The organism is Butyrivibrio sp. FCS014 (assembly GCF_000526935.1).
Taxonomy (GTDB): domain Bacteria; phylum Bacillota; class Clostridia; order Lachnospirales; family Lachnospiraceae; genus Butyrivibrio.
Genome location: NZ_JAHA01000019.1, coordinates 112,117 through 134,516, shown reverse-complemented (window position 1 = coordinate 134,516; position 22,400 = coordinate 112,117). Strand labels below are relative to the sequence as shown.

General features: G+C 41.7%; 12 protein-coding genes. All 12 read left to right on the top strand.

Annotated elements, in window-relative coordinates:
* Positions 1 to 82: 82 nt before the first annotated feature.
* The 12 genes from T456_RS0113740 to T456_RS0113685 all read left to right on the top strand — a co-directional run bounded on the left by T456_RS0113740 (position 83) and on the right by T456_RS0113685 (position 22,383).
* Positions 83 to 2,755, top strand: coding sequence for a YfhO family protein (locus T456_RS0113740; protein ID WP_024866595.1), 2,673 nt, complete (start codon positions 83 to 85; stop codon positions 2,753 to 2,755).
* A 200-nt stretch (positions 2,756 to 2,955) separates the two neighbouring features.
* A complete protein-coding gene (locus T456_RS0113735) occupies positions 2,956 to 3,309 on the top strand; it encodes a type II secretion system protein (RefSeq protein WP_024866594.1) in 354 nt (117 codons plus the stop codon).
* Positions 3,310 to 3,527: 218 nt separating this feature from the next.
* Positions 3,528 to 5,246, top strand: coding sequence for a GspE/PulE family protein (locus T456_RS0113730; protein ID WP_024866593.1), 1,719 nt, complete (start codon positions 3,528 to 3,530; stop codon positions 5,244 to 5,246).
* A 20-nt stretch (positions 5,247 to 5,266) separates the two neighbouring features.
* The gene (locus T456_RS0113725) at positions 5,267 to 6,319 is read left to right on the top strand and encodes a type IV pilus twitching motility protein PilT (protein WP_024866592.1); all 1,053 of its coding nucleotides are present in this window, start codon (positions 5,267 to 5,269) and stop codon (positions 6,317 to 6,319) included.
* Between the two features lie 15 nt (positions 6,320 to 6,334).
* The gene (locus T456_RS0113720; RefSeq protein WP_024866591.1) at positions 6,335 to 7,555 is read left to right on the top strand and encodes a type II secretion system F family protein; all 1,221 of its coding nucleotides are present in this window, start codon (positions 6,335 to 6,337) and stop codon (positions 7,553 to 7,555) included.
* A gap of 49 nt (positions 7,556 to 7,604) precedes the next feature.
* Positions 7,605 to 8,405: a prepilin peptidase gene (locus tag T456_RS0113715; RefSeq protein WP_024866590.1), complete on the top strand. Its 801-nt coding sequence runs from the start codon at positions 7,605 to 7,607 to the stop codon at positions 8,403 to 8,405.
* Positions 8,406 to 8,437: 32 nt separating this feature from the next.
* Positions 8,438 to 10,078: a pilus assembly protein PilM gene (pilM, locus tag T456_RS0113710; RefSeq protein WP_024866589.1), complete on the top strand. Its 1,641-nt coding sequence runs from the start codon at positions 8,438 to 8,440 to the stop codon at positions 10,076 to 10,078.
* The gene (gspM, locus tag T456_RS0113705; RefSeq protein ID WP_024866588.1) at positions 10,078 to 10,734 is read left to right on the top strand and encodes a type II secretion system protein GspM; all 657 of its coding nucleotides are present in this window, start codon (positions 10,078 to 10,080) and stop codon (positions 10,732 to 10,734) included. The genes pilM and gspM overlap by 1 nt, the downstream gene beginning before the upstream one ends.
* Positions 10,735 to 10,782: 48 nt before the next feature.
* Positions 10,783 to 12,774: a hypothetical protein gene (locus tag T456_RS0113700; protein WP_024866587.1), complete on the top strand. Its 1,992-nt coding sequence runs from the start codon at positions 10,783 to 10,785 to the stop codon at positions 12,772 to 12,774.
* 66 nt (positions 12,775 to 12,840) lie between these two features.
* Entirely contained in the window at positions 12,841 to 21,126 is an 8,286-nt protein-coding gene (locus T456_RS0113695) for a type II secretion system protein (protein WP_024866586.1), read from the top strand.
* A 71-nt stretch (positions 21,127 to 21,197) separates the two neighbouring features.
* Positions 21,198 to 22,055, top strand: a complete 858-nt coding sequence (locus T456_RS0113690) for a hypothetical protein (RefSeq protein ID WP_024866585.1) — start codon at positions 21,198 to 21,200, stop codon at positions 22,053 to 22,055.
* Between the two features lie 31 nt (positions 22,056 to 22,086).
* A complete protein-coding gene (locus tag T456_RS0113685; protein ID WP_024866584.1) occupies positions 22,087 to 22,383 on the top strand; it encodes a hypothetical protein in 297 nt (98 codons plus the stop codon).
* The last annotated feature ends 17 nt before the right edge of the window (positions 22,384 to 22,400 follow it).

Below are 22,400 nucleotides of genomic sequence, written 5' to 3'. Positions count from 1 at the left end.
AAAATGCATTTAGAATACTAAACCCGCTTCCCGGTTATGGGGAGTGGGTTTTCACTTATTATTTGTTCGGGGGAGATGATTAATGAGTCGTAAAAAGTATATTCTATTGGTAGTGGCATCCTTTTTTCTGCCAGCTCTTATTACCATAGCAGCTCTTGCTGCACTTAAGGTTACTCCATTTGGGAATAACACGCTTTTGTTTGGCGATTCATACTACTATTACACACCCTGGCTCAGCTATTTTACTACTGTGTTAAAGGGTGAACATAGTATGTATTATTCTTTTTCTGATGGCATAGGATCTAATATTGCTCTTCTGAACAGTACACAGCTTTTTCATCCAATTTCATTATTCTATCTTATTGCCGGCTGGGATTATATGCCTCAAGCTTTCAGTGCGGCAATTATCTTTGATACTTCTTTGTGTGGCCTTACTATGTTTCTTTGCCTTTCTGGAATACTTGGAAAGCACGCGTCAAATATTATTTTCTCTACTTCCTATGCTCTGATGGGATATATGGTTGTATATAATTACAATCCGCTTTTTCATATGGGTGTAGTATTTCTTCCTCTGATGGTTCTTGGACTTGTCAAACTTATAGAAGAGAAGAGGACGGCGTTATATACGATAAGTATCGCTTATACAGTGCTATCAGGTTTCCAAATGGGATTTATTGTCTGCATGGCATCGGTATTTGTATTTGCTGCATATCTCTATGTTATGAATAGCAAGCTTATAGGGAAAAGAAAAGAGATTTTTGTAAGATATACCATAGCATCGGTAACCGGAGGATTCCTTGGGAGCATTGTTTGGCTTCCGGCGTTATTGTCATGCACGGACAGGATTAAAACAACTAATATCAGTGATTTTGCTTTTGAGGATAACGGACCTATTTTGCAAATGGCAGCAAAACTCTTTTCTGGTGCCGACAGCACATCACAGATAATAAACGGATATCCTGTTATATTTTGCGGAGTACTCACGATCTTGCTGGTAATACTGTATTTTTTGAATAAAGAGATCTCAAAAAGAGAGAAGATAGCGGTTTCAGCTATTCTGGTTGCCTATGGGCTTAGCTTTTACATAAAGACATTTAAAGCAATATTTCAGGGGTTCTCCAGTAATACCTGGTTCAATCACAGGCAGTCATTTGTTTTCTCTTTCTTCTTACTACTCATTGCGGCAAAAGAAATGCAGTATATCTATGAACTCGATCTGAAGGACCTTAAGAAGGCACTTATTATTCTTGTGCTATCTGTACTTGTTATTTTTTCTGTCTCATACGAGTTTATTTCCGGAGGAAATGTAGTTGCGGATCTTCTGATTCTTTCTCTTATTCTGTCATGTTATGCATTTTACAGATTCAGACCGGAAAGATCGGACAAAAGAAGCCTTATTCTTATAATGCTTTTATGTGTCAGTCTGCAGTTGTATATAAATTATTACACCTCAGAGAAAAAGATATTGGATGAGTGGGGGAGTGGGGAAACAGAATTTAGAAATGATATTTTTATAAGACAACCTCCGGTTTATGGACTTTTGGAAAGCGATAAAGATTTTTACAGGCTGGAAATCGAAGATCAAATGACGAAGGGAATGGGGCAGGATCCGTTTTTGTTCCATTACAACGGAGTGGGACATGCTACCTATTCATCCTATGTAGTTACAAGTAATCTTCAGAAGCTTGGCATTAATTGGACCGGGCAAAAAGCAAACAGTTACGGGAGTGGCGTGACGGCTGCAACGGATTCTCTTTTAGGAATTAAGTATGTTATTTCAAAAAGAGACCTGGAGAAAGAGAAAAATTATATAAAAAAAATGAATGCGATTGAGGGAAACAGCATTTATGAAAATCCATTTGCTTTGGATTTACTAGTAGTTAGCAATGATGAAGTCAAGGATATTGATTTAGAATCAAATAAAGATATTTTTGATATACAGAATTGTATTTGGAAGGCAATGACGGGATCTGATGAAAATATATTTATCAGAGAAAATAATTATAATGTCGCAATACATAACTCTATAGAATCATTTGCGATGAATAGCGAAGAAGCAAAGTTGTTCTCAGAAGAGATGAGTATATTTACAGACGAAGATGAAAATGAGAATTCTAAAAATAAGAGTAACAAATCTGTGACTGATGAGAATGGAAATGTAATTTATCCAAATACCTCCTATATAGAGATCAGTTTTCAAGCAGCAAGGGATGGATCAGTGTATATGTATGATTCTGCAGCTATTATCGATGGATTCGGGACTATGGAAGATGCATTAAAGTACATCGGAACTTATCGAAAAGGAGAAGAGGTGTCTGGAAGGCTTTACTTTAATGAAAATGTGACAAGAGCATTTTTGGCGATAACGCTTGAGGGATTGCAGATCTACTATTCGGATGATTCGGTTCTTGAAAAATGTTCAGAAACACTTAGAAATAGGCAATCTTCAATAACGAAAATAAGTGATACTAGTTTAGTAGGTGATGCTACAGTAGATGATACACAGCTTATCATGTTTACCATCCCATATGATACGGGCTGGAAATTGACTGTAGATGGTATTAAGGAAGAAACATTTAGAACTGCAGATATTTTCCTTTCAGCAAAGGTTCCTGCGGGAGAGCATTCGTTTAGGCTAGAATATGTTGTTCCAGGCCTTCTTGTGGGGAAGATTCTTAGCATAATATCTGTCCTTGTTTTTGCGTTTCAGGTGTTCTTTTATGAAAGAAATATTAAAATCCAAAAATTTGTGTGAAATAATCAGATAATATTACATTATTTGATATAAAATATGTCTAAATAACGAATTTTAGCCTTGCAGTACCTATGCGTAAGATATAAAATTAACTTGAGATATGCTTGGAAAGGTGCTGGACTTTCGAAGCTGCTTAGGTACTCCCAAATTATTAGGGGGAGTGCACAAAAATACCTAAATAATGAAGGGAGAAAGAAGACATGATGAAAAAAATCAGAGACAGAAAAGGTTTCACACTTGCTGAATTACTTATTGTTGTAGCTATTATCGCAGTTTTGGTAGCGGTTGCTATACCTGTATTTACTGCTCAGCTTAATAATGCTAAGTTGGCAACTGGAACTGCTAATGCAAGATCAGCGTATGCAGAATATGTAGCAGATTGTTTAGGATCTGGAACAACACCTACCGCTTCAGGAGTTCAATCAGCTGTAAACGCAGCTGATTTGCAGGGAGCTACAGCTACAGTTACTGCGTCATCACATACAGTCCAAGTGTCCCTTAGCGGAGCAGGTAATTCACCTGTAAGTTTCTCCATAGATGGTGACATTAACTGATAAAAAATAGTATATTGATTGCGCAGTATGCTTTATGCCCCTCCTCGTCATAGGAGCCGAGGAGGGGCGATTAACATATTGAGATTAGACCTTAGCGAAACTGTCTGGTTTCAAGCCGGAAACCGTTCAGATGCGCTGAGGATATTTTGTATATAAGGAACTGTCAGTTAAACAACGACCTAAAACTCAGATTAATCGAATCAGCGAAGGGGGATAAGATGGCTAAGAGGAGAATTGGCGAGCTTTTGATCGAGAGGGGGCTTATCACTGACAACGAACTTGACTTTGCATTGGACATGCAAAAGCTCACCCACGAGAAGCTTGGGGAAGTCCTTATCAGCAACAAGATTGTTACACCGGAGAATATAGCCCAGGCTCTGGCTACTCAGCTTGAAGTTGACTACGTGGATCTCAACAAGAGGAATATCTCCGGGGAGATGACGCGTATTGTCAGAAGGAACACCGCCAGACAGAACCATCTGGTTCCGCTGCAGAAGCAGGGGGATACCCTGTTTGTTGCAATGGAAGATCCCTTAAACTATTTCGCCATGGACGAAGTAAGGAAGGCAACCAGTTTAAAGGTTGTTCCCCTTATTGCTACCAAGGCTGCGGTTGAACATGCCATCAACTCGCTGTATGGCAATGAGACTGCCAACAAAGCTATCGCTGATTACGCGAAGGAACAGGGAGATGAAGAAAATCCATCCGAAGCTTCGCTTTCTAACTTTGACTTTATCATCTCATCAAACGTGATAACGGGAGACGCCGAGAGCGCTCCTACAATCCGTCTGGTGAATTCTATCATAGAGCGCGCCGTTCAGGAGCGTGCATCGGATATCCATTTCGAGCCCAGAGAGAACGACATGGATGTTCGTATGCGAATTGACGGTATCATGAGGGATATCCTTACGGTACCAAAGAACATCACTGCTTCAGTAATCGCCAGAGTAAAGACAATGTCCGGAATGGATGTTGCTGAAAAGAGAGTTCCTCAGGATGGGCGATTTGCTGCAAGCGTCTTAAATAAAAGTATCGACATGCGTGTGTCCACTCTTCCTATTGCCTGGGGAGAGAAGATAGTATGTCGTCTTCTGGACAAATCCAACACTAACATTGATAAAGAAATGCTGGGACTTAGGCCGGACGATATGGAGAAGTATGAGAAGCTTATCCATTACAAGAACGGCGTTATGCTCCTGGTTGGTCCTACCGGTTCCGGTAAAACCACTACCATGTACGCAATGCTCAACGAACTTAATACCAGGGACGTAAACCTTGTTACCTTGGAGGATCCTATCGAGTATAACCTGGACGGCCTTAATCAGGTACAGATCAATCCCAAGACCAACATGACTTTTGCTAACGGTCTCCGTGCTATCCTTCGTCAGGACCCGGATATCGTGTCGGTAGGTGAGATCCGTGATGGTGAGACTGCTGAGATTTGTATGAGGGCTGCCCTTACAGGACGTTTCGTTATCAGTACCATTCATACCAATGACGCTGTAGGTGCAGTAGACCGTCTTATTGATATCGGAGTTGAACCCTACCTTGTATCCGCAACCCTGCGAGGTGTAATTTCCCAGAGACTTATAAGACGTATCTGCCCTTATTGCGGCGAGGAGTATGAACCCCAAAGGGACGAAGTTGAAAGACTCAACTTAAAAATGCAGCCGGGCCTTAAGTTCAGATACGGCAGGGGATGCCAGCACTGCTACAACACCGGTTATTCCGGACGAATCGCGGTATTCGAGATCATGCTTATAACTCCCGAGGTAAGGGAGCTTATCTACAGAAATGCAGGCAGAAAAGCTATTGAAGCGGAACTTTTGAAGCCCGAGAATAACTTTGTTTCTCTTAAGGATGCAGGTGCAAGACTTGTACTTGAGGGAATTACAACAGCTTATGAAGTTATGAGGATAACCAACGAAAACGATTAAAGATAAAGGTGGGCGAAATCATGACCGATATTGAACAGCTGGTAAAAAGAGCCAAAGAAGAAGGGGCATCGGATATCCATATTGTTTGTGGACTTCCGCCAAAATACAGAAAGAGTGGAGATCTCGAAAATATGGAGGATACTCCTGTAACAGAGGAAGACTGTATTTCTCTTGCTAAAAAGCTTGCTAAGACCGAAAAATACTTCAATGAACTGATGACAACAGGAGAGCTGGACGCAGCAGATAGTTTTGCGGGGAATCGTTGCCGTATTCATCTGTTTAAACAGCAGGGAGTTCCAAGCCTTGCTCTTCGTATTCTTTCGGAGCGCATCCCTGAACTTGATACTCTTGGACTTCCTCCCGCAGTAATGGATCTTCCTAAGCTCCACAAGGGGATCGTTCTGGTAACCGGAGAAACAGGATCCGGTAAATCCACAACTCTTGCTGCAATATTGGACAATATCAACCACAACTATAAGCGACACATCGTTACACTGGAAGATCCTATTGAGTATATGTACACGCCTGACTTATGCGCTATTAACCAGCGAGAAGTAGGTAAGGATACCCAGAGCTTTGCCATGGGGCTTAGGGCCTCTCTTCGTGAGGACCCCAACGTAATACTTATCGGTGAGATGCGTGACAGGGATACCATAGAAACAGCCATTACAGCTGCTGAGACCGGTCATCTGGTATTCGGAACACTGCATACGGGATCTGCATCGGATTCCATAGACCGTATGGTACAGGTTTTTCCTGAGGCAGCCCAGCAGCAGATAAGACTTCAGCTTTCAATGGTTCTTCAGGCAGTACTTACCCAGCAGCTTATACAGAAAAAGGGCGGAGGACGAGCCCTGGCTGCGGAATATATGATCGTTACGGATGCCATAAGAAATCTTATCCGTACAGGCAATACACCTCAGATTGCCAATGCGGTTGCCACCAGTGCAGAGATTGGCGGACAAACCATGGATCAGGCTATTGTCATGCTGGTTAGAAAGGGCCTGATAACAAGAGAAAATGCTCTTCATTATTGTGTGAATAAGGACTATGTAACCAGAAACATGAACTAAACGGGGGTAACGTAGGTGAACAGCTATAAGTACACAGCACTTTCAGCCACAGGCGAAAAAGTTACCGGTTTGATAGAGGCCGTTAATCAGGTTGATGCCACATCCAAGGTGAGACAGCAATATGATATGGTCCTTGATATCAAAGAATTAAAGGGAGCCCTTGGACTTCCTGATTTCCTTAATGTTGAGATAGGAAGCTCCAAGCTCAACAACAAGGAATTCACACTTATGTGCAACCAGTTGTCAACCATCCTTTCGGCAGGTATTCCTATTTCAAGAGCCATCAGGCTGATAACAAACAAGATCTCCGACAAAAAGCTTAAGAAGATCCTTCAGATGGTAGGAGATGATGTTGAGGCGGGCCGTTCGGTTTCTTCATCCTTTGAGGATCACGGAGGGAATCTTTTCCCGGTTACTTTCATAGAGACCATAAGAGCGGGAGAGGCTGCAGGTGATCTTGCCGGAGCTTTTGATTCCATGGCAAGGCACTTTGACAAGCAGACCAAGATGGGAGCCAAGGTAAGAGCTGCCATGGGCTATCCTCTGTTCGTTCTTGCTGTAGCGGTAGTAGTTGTAATGGTGCTTATGGTGAAGGTTGTTCCCACATTTACGGCAATCTTTAAAGATCTTGGGACCGAGCTTCCTCTTATGACCAGGATTCTTATCGGAACTTCCAATTTCTTTAGTAAGTATTTTCTTTACATGATAATAATCATTGCAGCTATCATTGTAGCTTTTATCCTCTATAAGAGGACTCCAAGCGGCAAGATGAATCTGGCAAGACTTCAGCTTAAACTTCCGGTCCTTGGAAATATAGCAGAGCTCAACGCAGCAAGTCTTTTTGCCAATACCATGGCTACCATGATAGGAGCGGGACTTCCTATAACAAAAGCAATACACATTACAAGCCAGGTAATGACCAATGACCTTTTCAAAGAAAAAGTGGAAGGAATGGTACTTAGGATTGAGGAAGGCCGCACTGTTGTGGATTCCATGAGAGAGACCGAGATCATGCCTGACATTCTTACCGATATGGTGGGTGTGGGTGAAGAGACCGGTGAGATGAAGCACACGCTGGATGTTACCGCAGAATATTATGACAATGAGCTTGAAACGGCGGTTCAAAGCGCCATATCAAAGCTCGAGCCTACGCTTCTTATCTTTATCGCAGGTATCGCCGGATTTATTGTTATCGCAATTTACATGGCTATGTTCACAATGTACGGAAGTATGTGATACCCGGGCTTACAGATAATTACTACTAGAGAGTGGGGGATAAATACAATTGCTGATCTATTACGGCGTATTAACGGCTGTTTTCGGACTGGTCTTTGGATCATTCCTTAACTGCACAGCGATGCGCATTGCAAGAGGAGAAGATTTTGTAAAGGGGAGAAGCCACTGTATGAGCTGTTCCCATGAGTTGGCTGCCACGGACCTTATTCCGGTTTTTAGTTACCTGATCCACAAGGGCAGGTGCAAATACTGCGGAGCGAAGGTATCTGTAAGATACCCCATAACGGAACTTTTCTTTATGACCCTTAGCCTTGGACTGTACATAGGGATATTTGACTTAAACCTCGGAGCTGCAATTTCTTTTTTCAAATACTGGTTTTTGACGGGATGTCTTTTCGTGATAGCCCTCACAGACCTGGAGACCTTTGAGATCCCGGACGGAACACTTATAACGGGAGCTGTCTCCTGGATAATATTTACAGCAGCGGAGTTTTTGCTTGGAATACACGATATAAAATGGGTTCTTCACCATCTGCTGGCAGGTGTTATCATCGGCGCGGTGATGCTTCTTATAAGCGTAGTGATGGACAAGGTCCTTGGAAGAGACAGCATGGGTGGTGGAGATATAAAGCTCTTTTCCCTGCTGGGACTTTATCTTGGATATGCAGGCAGTTATGAGCTGGTTCTTTTGTCCTGTATAATAGGACTTTTGTTTGCTGGAGCAAGGAAGATATTTATTAAAACTGCTTCGAAGGAATTCCCTTTCGGGCCTTCAATAGCACTTAGCGGGTATCTTCTTATGATATTTGGGGATATGCTCACAAACTGGTATCTTGGCTTTTTTATGTAATGAAAACATAAGTATATAAAAGGGGTACACAAATGGCAAAAAATGATGGAATTCTCGGTATCGACGTAAGGCACGGAAAGCTTTCACTCTCGATCATGAAAGGAGGCAAAATCCAGAAGACTGTCTGGACTGACGTTCCAAACAACATTGTGGATGACTACAAGATCCTTTCGGAGAATCTCTTTGCTGAGTTTCTCAAGGAGAAGATGAAGGAAAACAAAATATCGGCCAAGAAGGCTAACTTTATCATTCCTGATACTGACCTCCTTATCAGAAGCTTTGAGATGCCCAACATGTCCGATGAGCAGCTTCAACTCAACATACCCTACGAGTTCAATGATTACATTCTTGGAGATGCGAAGGATTTCATCTTTGATTTCATAAAAAGAGGTCCCGAAGACGAAAAGGCTTCAGGAAATGTGAGCATCTTTGCCTATGCGGTTCCTGTTGAATATATCAGAAAGATTGGTGAAATCTTGAGGCTCGCAGGACTTAAGCTTGTGAGAGCTGTACCTGAGACACTTGTATATGAGGCGCTCTTGGCTGATGTTGAAGATCAGGAAGAGGCCAAAAAGGATATGTGCTTCCTGGATATAGGAAGTAATCGCATTACCATGCGCATGTTCAGGGACGAGGCATACAGGCTCAGCCACATCATAGATATAGGTGAAAATAAAATAATTCAGTCTGTTGCGGATGAACTAAATGTTGACGTGAATATTGCCGAAACATATTTAAGAAATAACTTCCAAAATTGTCAGGATTCCAGAAGCGCAGTTAATTCGTATAAAGATATATCACTGGAAGTAATAAAAGGTCTTAACTACTATGATATGTCCGATATGACAGCGAAGCTCAGGGATGTGGTTATCTGTGGCCCCGGTGCTTTGACGGAGCCCCTTGTAGCACTTCTAAAAGAGAGAATAGACAAGTCGGTCTATACCATGAATGACATGTTCCCGCAAGAAGCGGACAGACCTGAACTGAGCGTAAGTTTTGCTTCAGCGACAGTTCTCAAGAGCGTATTACAGGATGTGGGTATTCTTGAAAGCGAGGCCTATGCCGATGTTAAGAAGACTGACTGGAAACTGATTGCTCTTGGTATAGTAGCTGCCATAGCATTACTGGTTCTTGCAGTAAAGGTAGGAATAGTAGACAAATATGCCGAGCTTAACAGGGCAAGGGCATATGAAGCTGAACTACAGACCAGGGTGGATGCAGATACTGCATTTATAAAAAAATCGGAGGAACTCTCCGTTGAGTATTACCATTACACCTGGGATGACATGACAGAGGAAGAGAGGGGAAGAGTCAGCAGAACGGATGTAGCAAAACTTGCTGATTTTATAGCAAGTCAGGGAGTATCAGTCAAGTCCATGAACCTCCAGGGTACAACACTGGTGGTGGGAGTGACAGGTGATTCCCTTAACACCATGAGCAAACTTACCGCAGCCCTTTCGGATCAGGAAATAGTTGAGAGTTGTTCGCTGGCCATGGCTCAGAAGGAAACGTCGGAAGTAAGTACGACATCGACTCAGGAGGCTCCATCCTTTGATGAAACAGGGGAGCTGGAAGGAGAGATTGTCGATACTTCCAATGCAGGCACCATAGTAAATGCAGAGATCAATATTTATCTGACAACACTTAAAGCTGATGAGCAGGGGGGCGAGTAATGAACATTTTATCAAGAAAACTGTCATCCAGAGAAAAAACATTGCTGGTAATTCTTGTTCTGATCATTCTGGCGGCTCTGTATTATCTGTTTATCTTTCAGCCTGTAACCGACAGGATAAACAGATCCAAGGAAAATGCGGCTTCACTTGAAATTCAGCTGGCGACTCTGGATGCGAAAGTGGCGCAGATTCAGAGAATGCAGAAATCCGTAGAGGAATATGCACAGAACGGACATATTATCAGCATTATGCCAAGCTACAGTGCAGGTAAGCAGGAGCTTGTTTTCCTGAACAGTACATTGGCAGCTTCTGAGGATTATTATGTTGGATTTACCAGTATTACAAGGGAGGGAAACCAGATAAGAAGAGAGTTTTCCTTGAAGTTTACTGTGGATCATTATAGCGAAGCAGAGAACATCCTAAATATACTTGAGCACAGTGACCTTCGGTGCCTTATCAGCGACCTTACCGTCAAGCCTGTAGAGCAGAAGGAAACCTTTGAAAACGGTAAAGTAGAAGCCAGCTGCGTTGCAACTTTCTATGAAACCATGTTCGGCGGTGTGGCTGATGCAGAGCTTCCTGAAGACTCAGCAAAGGAGCAGCAACAGGAGGTCGTTGGAACCTACGAGTATGAGCCGGGATCTCTCGGTAATTAAAAGCAGTTTTTCTTTAGTTTTAGTTTTTACTTTATGAGGGGTGATTTTATGAAAAAAGATTATGGAAGGATTTTAAGTCGCAGAATTATTAAGGGACTTAAGGTTGTTTCTGTGTCTGCCCTTGGCAGCCTGGTGGTGATATGTTCCCCCCGGGCTGTTTGTCATGTAAATGCTTCAGGGCCGGTTAAATTTTCCACATATCTTATGATCGATGAGGATGGTGAATATGCCACCGACTCTAACGGCAAATACATCCAGCTCTTTGACGAAAAGGGAAATCTTCTTGCCTACAATGATGATGTTAAGGAGTATTTAAAGAGTCATTCGGATGAGAATGGTAACAATCATCTTTCAGCCAAAGAGAGGGAGTTTTTCCTGATCGATGGCAAGCTATATCTTGATGATTCGGGAAATGACGAACTTTCAGATTTGTCTGACGTAATGCCCGCAATTTTCAAGTATGGAACAATTGAATCGGGATACACGATGGAAGCTGATTCGGGAACCATTTTTATAAATCCTTTGGATGTGAACGGAGAATCTGTTTACGTTGCAAAAGTGGGCGGAATTCATTCTCAATTACCGGCTTTCACGATTTCTTCAGATGGCGATATCGGTTATCTCGAAAGAGGCAGTGTTTCTGATGGCACAAATGAAGTAGCTTTTGTATATGACTCAAATTACTTCTACGATGAAAATCTGAATCAGTTAACAAGTATGGCATCTCTGGTACCGGAAGCAGGAGATGATAGTTCACCCATGTTTACCGGTTTTTATATTAAAAATGGAGATGATCGAAGACAGTTTATTGATATCGATGGTTCCATAGTTTTGTCTGCCGGAGACTATATAAACATGATCAGCGGAGCAAGTATAGAAGCTGACTATGTTTATGTCCTTTCTTTGGCAGCTGAAGGGGCTGACACCATTGATGTTTATTCAGATATTGATGATGGAACACTTTACAGCGATTATCAGAAGACAGAAGTATTTGACAATATAGGTGATATTCTCGGTCAGCTTGCATACGATGAAGATAGTAATGGAGCAAGAGGACACTTTGCTGGTTACTACTATGAAGAAGGCTCATTAGTCAGGTTTATCGATGAAGGTGGAAATCTTATTCCGGATAGCATTGGTGTTTTGGGCGGAAACAAGGAGTATGGAGCCCGCTTCTATCATGTACTTACAGCTGACGGAAGCGATGGCGGTGCCAATATTTATTTCTCTGACGGACAGGCCTACAGCGATCCGGAGCTCCTATCTTCGATTTCCAATATTTCAGAGGTTACAGGTGGAATCCCTGAGGATACCACTGAGGAAATCCACAGCGATGAAAAGGATATGGACGGCGTAGTAAACCGCTATTTCATCGGATATTACTTTGCTTCCGATTTCTGGGATGAAGAGGATACGGATTCTTCTGAAAGGGAGATACTGCTCTCCGAATACGAAGAAGAGGGCTTTGATCCTTCAAATGTAGAGATCAATAAGATTAAGTTTGCTGACAGAGACGGAAATATTGTATTTGATCCCGGCAGTGCGCCTGCATTTGACGGTGATATGGGAATTTATCAGAATTGGTATACAGTCACCATCTGGGATGATGGCGAGGTTGAGATTTCAGATGATGCTGATGAGATAACCGAAGACGAAGAGGAAATAGAGGAAGAGGATAAAGACGAAGAGACTGAACAGGAAGAGACCGACGAGGAAGAGGATGGCGAGGATGAAGAGGAATCTTCAGACAAGGATCCTTCCGATAAAGATTCTTCTGATATTAAGCCTTCGGACGGGCAGCCTTCTGATGGCCAGCCTTCAGCTGACCCTTCGCAGACAGGAGATGGTGGCGAAGGAAATAACGACGACAAAAAGACCGATGATGGTGATAACGTTGACGAGACAGCTAAGCCTTCAGATGTAGTAGATCCTTTGGATAAAGATGATAATACCGGCGACGGAGGCGACAACGGCAACGGTAACGGCGAGCCTGCGAATATGGACGCGGACGTTCCAAAGACGCAGGAAGAGGGAGAATGATCCCGTAAGCAGCAGGGTATTAACTGAAAGAATGATTTCGTTTTTATCTTTCAGGAGGGTAATATTATGAGCAAATACATGGGAACAAGTACTAAAAAAAGACGACAAAGAGCAGGCTTCACGTTTGCTGAAGTACTGCTGGTTGCGGCGATTATTGCCATCTTAGCCGGCTTTGTGGGTGTCAGTGCCGTTTCTATGTACAGGAACGTGAAGCAGACTCAGCTTGATAAAACCGCTGAGACAATTTTCCACGCAGCTCAGAACAGACTCAGTGAACTTTATGCTTACGGAAAAGAGGATGTCTTAGAAAAAGGCAATACCATTGATGCAAGCAAAAAGCTTATGTATATAAGCAGCAGTGACGTGGGAAATGATGCTTATCTTGCCATCATGGAGGATAATACCGTCAGCTCAGATATACTCAGTAATATGTGGGCTATAGAATATCAGGCGTCTACCTGCCGTGTTCTTAATGTGGTATATGCTGAAGAAAATGATCAGGGAATTGGAAGTTTTGGCCGTGGTATTAATGGAACCACCACTTTGGAATCCATTATACAAGCCCTAATAGACAGATCATTTGATGGAAGAAAGAATAAATTCGGCTGGTACGGTGATAAAGTACTTGCAGATCTGCAGCAAGAAGATAAGCAGGTAGGAAATACTTCAGTTGATGTTGATATCGTAAATGAAGAAAATCTTTACGCCCATGTAAGGGTTTCAGTAGGATGGGAAGATAATCTCTCTAACCAGACTGAAGTTGTAAACTTCCTGAATAAAGTATCAATAAACCTTACTATTATGGATGCAACAACCGGTGGGGCAATTCCGGTTACACCCACATATACCATACCTGCCAGTCAGTTGATCTCAGGTCCGGGACTTAATTCAAAAGCGAACGGTTTTTACAACGGTAAGTCAGATGCTGATGACGGTGACGATTATTTAGATAACAAGTATTTAAGCGCATCCTGGGATATATTGCTTGACACTCTTTATGATAATGCCTTCACAGGCAGCGACAACACGGTTAAGACTGTTAATGGACATGCATCTTCTGTAACTCCCGGTGATAATTTCTATCTAATTGCTAAACTGGTAAGTAATGAAGGTGTAGTACCTGAGGTGCAGGATTATGACGTGGATAACAGTCTTTTTGCTGCATATTCAGATGGTAAAGCATACATTGAGTATGGAAGACACCTTCAGAATATTGGTAATACGCAGGTTACAGGACTGAATGCGGTACAGATAGCAGACATTGATTTTAATTCGGAAACCGCAGTTACAAGAGCTGCTAATCTGGATGAGTTTAATAAATACTGGCTCTCCGTATATCCTGATGTTAGTAGCTATACCAATTTCCTTCCTAAGAATTCGACTAACCTTAGTTCTTATGACGGACAAAATCATATAATCAGGAATCTGGATATTAATCAGCTTGCAGGAACAGGCTCCGGAATATTCGGAGAACTGACCGGTGTAAGCAGTATTAAGAATGTCATAATCACTGATAGTAAAGTGGACTCCGGTGCCGCAACTGCCGGAATGTTTGCCGCAAAAATATCGAGTGGTTTTACTGTTGCTATAGAAAACTGCTACTTGAATAATGTCAGCGTGGACGGCGCATCATCTGCAAATCTCGGCGGCTTTTTAGGTGAGATTGCATCAACAGCTTCAGTTACAGACTGTGGCGTACTTTCGGTTGATGTCGGCAATACTTCATCAGCCGGATATGCGGGTGCATTTGCCGGTCTGGTGACTGGTCAATTTTCCGGTAGACATCTTTATGTCTTCGGAGGCAAGATTGATGCTTCCACAGAGGCAGGCGGTATTATCGGTTACTCGCATGCATCAGCAAATCTTACTCTCAACGGATGCAGGGTATCGGGAGCGGAGATAACTTCATCTTCAGGTAATGCCGGAGGACTTGTCGGAAACAGTAATAATACTCTGGCTACAATCGGTACAGACTCAGCAGTGGCCGGAAGCACAGTAAGAGCTTCATCCGGAGATGCCGGCGGATTTATAGGATATTCAAGCAGTATTATCAATATATCTGATTCGGAATATTATATGCCTGCTTCATCTGAAAGTGGTGATACGGCAGGTGTGGTCAGTCTGGAATTTGCCGGCGTTATTGGCAATTCAGGAGTAACAGTTACTTATAATGATCTGAAACGCCTTGTAGAGTTTAAGTATGTTCATGAGCTTAAACCTTCACTGGTATTTAGTCTGGGATGGATCAACGGTGGTGGTAATGCCGGTGGTCTTGTTGGAGCGTCCAACAAAAACATAACCGTATCCAATACCTTTGCTACAGGTGTGCTTTCTTCAACGGGCTATTCAGGCGGATTTGTCGGAAATACAACCGGCGTTCTTTCTGTGACAGGATCATATACTGATTTCTATATCTCCGGTAAAAATGTTGGTGGATTTGCAGCAGGCTGCGGTTCAACATCTAACTTTAATTCCTGTTACACAGCAGGATTCCTTGTAGGAAATGCTGATAATGCAGGAGGTTTTGCACCCGTTACAATCGGTACTGTAACAAATTCCTACACTGTATTTAACTTTGATAACGTTGCTGACACAAGTCTTTTTGCTGGTACTGCGCAGCAGGATGAAGATCATCAAATAAACAGTAATGGCACAATATCCAATTATCCAACCGTAACTCAACATAGCTATTATCCTGTAGCACCTGTTTCCGGTGGCGTCGCATACTATGTATATTCTGAAACTACATTTGAAGCGACAGATAATGCTGTAAGTATAACTGCTTCAGAACTTGCCAATAATAAGAAAGAGAATGAGACAGCATCTCTGTTGTCCGGAAGCTTTAATAAGGGGCAGGGCGTTGGAAACACGGTTCCTTATTCTCTGTCATCTTTCTTTGGTGCTACATCAATACTGCAGAGCTATCCGTTCCCTGCTCTTAAAGTCAACAAGATTATGGAAGTGGGAGCCGGCTCTGTCGAGACTGTTCTTAAACACCATAATGATTGGCTCATAATTGATAGTGACAAAACTGACATTGAAGTTTGGTATATGATGTACAACGATAATATGACCGGACTTGAGACAAAGGTCGCCGGCATCGGAAACACGGGCATTAAGCTGCACAGGAAAGTAAAGGCTGTTAGAAATGGGGCATCAAACGAATACCAGATTAACGTTGGATCCCGCGAAGTATTCAGTGGATACAAGTTTGTTGGATATTTTGATCCTGATACAGCTTCAGCTCCGCTTACTTCTTCGTCTGCTTTTGACAGATCTAAGAAATTTGATTATGTATCTAATAATATAAACGGAGATATAGTTGTGCAGACATCTATATCTGATAAGAATGTCTATGGATATCAGTGCGCCAGCCATAACAGTATTTTTGATGAGGATGAGGCAAACACCTACAAGAAGACCAGAAGGATATACGCTGTTTATAGGCTTAATAAGCCATACATAGTTACTCTTTCCCATCGTGAGTATAAGCTTCCCAAGGCTGACGCTGAGAAGGAAGAAAGTTCACTTGAAGACATCTATACAAAATCTTCAAAACTAGCATCTGACGATCTTTTTGAAGTTACTTATACATCACCTGTTGATGCTTATAAGTTTATTTATGCTGACCAGACTGCAATAAGAGATAAGGTAGGTGCTTCGCATAGCAAGCTGGCATCTGATGAGGAACTGACGGAAGATTATATTGCGGAGATGGTTTTGGCAGAAAGATTTCCTAATGCCAATACTTATAAAGAAAAGCTCGCTGTTCTTGATGACATAAGAGCGGGTAAAAAAGTAACCCTTGATGATGGCACTATAATTGCGGCTTCTGATAAGAATCAGATTACCAGAAAAGTTGATGACTTTACTGATGCCGGATATGAGCTGCTTGACTTTGACAAATTATTAGGCAAAGAACTGATATCTGGTAAGTACTATCAAAATGTTACAGAGACGCGTCCTATTTACTCTATTGTCAGGATAGATCCTGCAAAAGATGCTGACGGAAATACAGTCGAATTTAAGGACAGAGTAATCAAAAACGTTGATAAAGATAATGATGGCAAGATTACCATTTCGACTAATAAAACATTTGACTATGTTATTCTGTACAACACTAATAAATCAGGTCAGATCCTTAACCTGATATTCAGGAATACTGCGCCCAATGAAGATAACAATATTCCTTATATAGACAACTATAGAGACTTTTGCCGGGATCTTGCGCAGAGACCGCTTGATAAAGATGCTTCTCATGTATATCAGGTAAAAGTAAGTGCTGATGGATTTAAGGATATTGAAACTTCTGCAGGCAGATTGTCTTATCTGATGAAACCGGAAGGCCATCCTACTTTTGAAGGATTTACATTGACGGATAAGAACTACGATCTGACACCGGACAGAGACATAGTTACTCTATACTATGACAGGAATAGGTATACACTTTCTGCCAAATTTGACGGAAGCTTAATTCCTCATGAACAATATAAGTCCAGTACTACAGAACCCAGCTGGATGATGTATTATGGTCAGTCTTATCAGGATTTACTGTGGGAAATAGCATCTCATGAAGTTGATTATAGTATAACAGGCGGTTATAGTGATTACCTTAAGACTTTTACAGGTACTATATATATTTATTTCAATGAGAATGATTATTACAGAGATGACTATGAAACCTATGTTAATGGTTATAATGGCCTGGTATCATATATTCTTAATCCTAAAATAGCATCTTCGGGTGATTTTATCCTGGAGTTTTATGTTAACAGACAACATTATGCCGCTTGGTCCCACTGGTCAAAAACCGGAGGCGACACTTCCTATGCGTTCACCCGGGAAGGATTTGTGCTGTCCGGATTTAAGATATTTTATAAGGTTGATGGACAGTATGTAGAGCAATCGGATCTTGAATCAGAAAGTATAGAAGATTTACTGAGTATGCCGGATTGCGATGTTCGTGTAGAACCACAGTGGGTTGTAAATCCCAAATACCTCAGAGTTGAGATTTATTACCAGAGTCCATATGATGATATTGCCCCGGCTAGGGAATCTGATAAGCAGTACGAGCTTTATAAAGGCACAACGCTTAAAGTTAATAATGGTATAGCCAATCAGATGTATAATGCACAGAATCAGTTGGTAAGCCTTGCTAATCCAATCCCGATATCTGAACTTCTTACGAAGGAAAGCACCGGTGCCAATCTGATTAATTATCTTGAGCCCTATTATAGGAATAATATTTTCTTTAAGAAAGCCATTCATAATCTTAATGGTTCGGTAGACGGAAAAGGGCAAAACTTTAATCCATATGTTCCAAATGCTGCAAATACAAAGCAGTTTGGTACTCATCACTTTGCCGGCAGCGATACAATGATTGTTGCACTGTACTATGATCTGACTACCGTAGAATACAGATTCCACTTTATTACCCGTGGCACCAATAATGATGCTTATAGTGTTCCGAATAATACCAGCTATAAGATCCGCTCACAGTGGGACGACTTTAAGACCAATAGTAATCTGTATAACTACTCGGGCGATTTAGACGATCATACAAAGCTAAAACAGATTTTACAAGATCCTCATAATGTTGCAACAGAAGGTGAAACCGATGATGATGATTACGTGAAAGTCGGACTTCATGCTATGGTCAAAGCTGAAATCAACAGGAATGACAATGCTGCAGGAAGCACTGAGGTTACTTATGGCGGATTAAACTCAAATAATAGATATGAATATGACACCGGAAGTGTAAGGAACGGTAATACTATTAAATACGGAGTTACTGTATACTATAAGGCTCTTTACGGTGCACCTGCGATATTCTCTTCCGATGGTGATAGTCTGATTCCATGGTGGTATTTATATAAGAGCTCAACAGGTACACCTACACCTCTACAGCAATATGTTATTGGTGGTTCCAGTTCCGGAACGACTACTATTTTCAATGATTATAGTTTGAAGTATTTTGGCGATGTAACTACAGCCACAGCTGCACGCGAGAAAGATTTGTACCCTAACTATCCAGGCAGAAATGCAGGAACTTACTATTTCTATCTGGAAGTGGATCCGAATAATCTTCCCACTTCTACATGGACCAATTACAGGACATTACCTTCGCAGAATGCAAACATCAATATGTTTAACAGAAGAAGGGCTGATATTGAGACTGTTGGTAAATCCGGCAACGTAGTTTTCTGGACAAATGGAGATTGGCGAAAGTTTGTTGACGGATATTCTACTTTTGGATATTCGCAAAATAACGATGATAACTACACAACGAATATACCAAAGACGGGGGATGGAGGTGATTGGAAAGATATTCATATTTATCTTAAAAGGAATACTTACAATATCAACTTTGTTGATGCAGAGCTGACAGATTCAAACTTTGCTACATCATACCTATATAGGCAGCAAATAACTGCATTGCCAAGTTCTACTCAAATTTCAGGTAATGCCGGTTCTGATTATGTGTTTGATGGATGGTACACCTCCAGTATTCCTTCTGACAGTACAAAGATTGCTGATAGTGATGGACACATACTGCTGGACAACTGTGAGAAAATAAGCTCGCTTCTTGTGGAGAATGATAAGCTGCTCATGAACCATGAGGATATGCAGATATTTGCGAACTGGGCGCCTAGCAATTGTAACGTTAAATTTAACCCGTTCTATCCGGATAATTTGTCCTGTGGTGTTGATAGCGATCTGACTATTACTCCTAATCCTGTGCCTTATGGCAATACGATTTCTACTCTTCCTACAGTAAAGGCACCTTATGGAGATGATGATTATAACTATATTATAGAGACGCGTACTAACACCGGTTCTGCTGAAACCGACGGTATTTTCTACGTGATCAAAACGAAAGACGGTGAAATCATTGGTGAGTATAAGTTCCTAGGATGGTACAAATATATCGGAGCAGATACACCTTCATCGATGGATGACCTTAAGGTAGAATTTAAGGAAAATGAATCATTGGTTACAGGTCACATGACTCTGTATGCGAAGTGGCAGACCATTACTGAAAAGACTACCTATACGATAACCTGTCGTGATTTCTCAGATGGCAACAAAGAGATATTCAGAGTTGAAAGGTATGCTGCGAAAGGTACTAATCTGACCGTTAATCCACCTCTGTATACTGATAAAGATACGGAAGTGTCCGATAAAGATGTCCATGTATATGGATCCTATGATAATCTGCTTGGCTATGAACCTTTGACGGGTGCACAACAGGTTGTTATAGAAAATGGATTAAACATTACTTTCTTATATGATAAAGCTCCGGAGTGGAGGTATATAGTTAAGGCATGCGTTAATATTGATGGTACGGATATTGTCATATCTACCAATGAAGAGACTACCACATATGCATTGAAACAGATAATAGTTCCTTCCATTATGGGATATAGTTATTATCAGTATCAGGTAGAAGGAGCGGAAGCAGTGACACCTACTGATACCAGTGCGTCCATTTCAGTTCTGAGACCTGAAGGAACTCTTACCGAGCCGCTGGTAATAACAATACGTTATCACTTGGATACGAATATTCTTACCGCAAAGAGTGCAGTAGACTATAGCAAGTATGATCCTCTTGACCTTGTTGAGGCTGCAAGCACTGTTGAGATTCCGACAGGAGAAACCTGGCAGGAAGCATTGTTTGCATGGAATGACGCGACTTATGCACCTGCAATACACTACACAGTAGAATCAGTTTCTACGTACGAGTATATAGGTAATGATGCTGATTCGGCGATAAGTGCTCAGGCTGCAGCTGTTGTATCTAACAGGCAGCCAAATGACTATACCGTAACTACGAAACTGGTAGCAGTCAATAAATCTGATTCTTCAGATATTATTGATATACAGAGCATAGGGTCGACCACTGTAAGTATCAGTAAGTCATCTTACAGCCTTGAGTTTGATCCTGCTAATCCTTCTAACCAAGCAAAAATCTACTATGCTTCTGCGGGAAGCAATATAGGTAACTGGTATTGGGATGAGGCTCTGGCTTACAGGATAGGAGCTGATGGATCAAGTATAGTTACAGCAGATATAAGTGATCTTCCTACCGCAGTAAAGACAAAAGCGCAGAAAGTACAAGAAATAATTACTGCGACCCTTAATGATCAAATGTATAAATCATTCTTCTTTATTAAAGGTACTACACAAGCATATACGGTTGTTGACAACTTCGGTAAGCTCAGAAACGGAAATATGATGGATGCCGATAAGACCGCATATGTTGAAGGCAGTACTTCCGGAATACAGTATACTATCGATCTGTATGATTCAGATGGAAATCCGACCGGACAGATTGATGTTTGGGTTCCATAACAGTAATTATTTACAGTTAAGCAAATGGAGATGGGGAATTGAGAACAGGCCTATTTCGAAAAAACAGAATAATGTCTGAGAAGATAAGATCTCAAAGAGGCGCATCTGTTGTCTTTGCCCTTGTTGGTTTTATGTTTGCTGCAATGATTTCTTTTGTGGTTATAAATGCAGCATTCAGCGCCGCATCAAGGGTAAAGAAACTTAAATATGACGAACAGGCCTTTCTCCTTGCCCAGTCCATGTCGGGAGTTATCATTGAAGCCCTCTCCGGAAGCGGAGCTGTGGCAGAGTTTCCAACAGGAAATACGCTTAAAACACCTGAAGGGAATGACCTTAAGTATGATGCTCTGACTTTAAGCTATCGTTACATTGAGCAGAAAGACGCAACAGGTACGGCGATTAGATACTACAATGCTTCTGAAGCTGATACTGAATTTAAGAAGCCGGGTCCCGGCGAAGAACCCAAAACTTTTAATGCTTTTGTTGGTAAAACATCACTCAGTAGCGCAGGAACAGCCGTACAGACAATGGTTTATGGCATGGCTCAGAAGATTGGGCAGGGAACAGTCGATACCATGACGGAAACCATTAAGACGAACTATGAGAATCCGCATACTCATGATAAATATGACGTCGAAACTGTTTTTACAATGAACAAATCCTTGTCTATAAATGCTGTAACGACAGCCAAGGTATTAAATTCTGCCGGTGTTGAACAGTCCAAATATATAGTAAGGATGGATGCAAGTGCCGCAGTAAGAACAGATAAATATGTCTGCGTCGGGGAAAAAGATGCAGCTAATGAGACCATTACAGTGGATTATAGTGATGTTCTGGCTGACGTGGATGGAGAGGAACTGGTCAAAGTTTCCCGCTATTCTGTTACCTGGCCTGTAGATCAGCTGAGGAATGTATACGTGGCACCATAAATTGCTTAATACTTGGAAAATGGGTAGACATATGAGAATCATAGGATTATTGAGAAACAAGCTTAAATCAAAGCGAGGGGAAACATTAACCGAAACGTTAAGTTCCCTTCTTATAATCGTTCCTGCCATGGTCATGCTTGCAGGGGCTATAGTTGCTGCTGCCCGGATCAATTATGAGGCAAGAACGTCGGAGGCTTCAAAGTATCCTACTTATGTATCTCCGGTAGAAACATCCGGGGATACAATAGATATAACCGGTACGATTTCACTTTCCGGTAATATAACCTGGTGTCGTGAAGATAAATCTGTTTATTATTACTTCAGGTAACATTTATGCGTATGAGG

What these genes read in the sequence shown, in the direction of transcription:
- T456_RS0113740 (WP_024866595.1), top strand. Translation starts at nt 83, where the DNA reads ATGAGTCGTAAAAAGTATATTCTATTGGTAGTGGCATCCTTTTTTCTG.
- T456_RS0113735 (WP_024866594.1), top strand. Translation starts at nt 2,956, where the DNA reads ATGATGAAAAAAATCAGAGACAGAAAAGGTTTCACACTTGCTGAATTA.
- T456_RS0113730 (WP_024866593.1), top strand. Translation starts at nt 3,528, where the DNA reads ATGGCTAAGAGGAGAATTGGCGAGCTTTTGATCGAGAGGGGGCTTATC.
- T456_RS0113725 (WP_024866592.1), top strand. Translation starts at nt 5,267, where the DNA reads ATGACCGATATTGAACAGCTGGTAAAAAGAGCCAAAGAAGAAGGGGCA.
- pilM (WP_024866589.1), top strand. Translation starts at nt 8,438, where the DNA reads ATGGCAAAAAATGATGGAATTCTCGGTATCGACGTAAGGCACGGAAAG.
- gspM (WP_024866588.1), top strand. Translation starts at nt 10,078, where the DNA reads ATGAACATTTTATCAAGAAAACTGTCATCCAGAGAAAAAACATTGCTG.
- T456_RS0113700 (WP_024866587.1), top strand. Translation starts at nt 10,783, where the DNA reads ATGAAAAAAGATTATGGAAGGATTTTAAGTCGCAGAATTATTAAGGGA.
- T456_RS0113695 (WP_024866586.1), top strand. Translation starts at nt 12,841, where the DNA reads ATGAGCAAATACATGGGAACAAGTACTAAAAAAAGACGACAAAGAGCA.
- T456_RS0113690 (WP_024866585.1), top strand. Translation starts at nt 21,198, where the DNA reads ATGTCTGAGAAGATAAGATCTCAAAGAGGCGCATCTGTTGTCTTTGCC.
- T456_RS0113685 (WP_024866584.1), top strand. Translation starts at nt 22,087, where the DNA reads ATGAGAATCATAGGATTATTGAGAAACAAGCTTAAATCAAAGCGAGGG.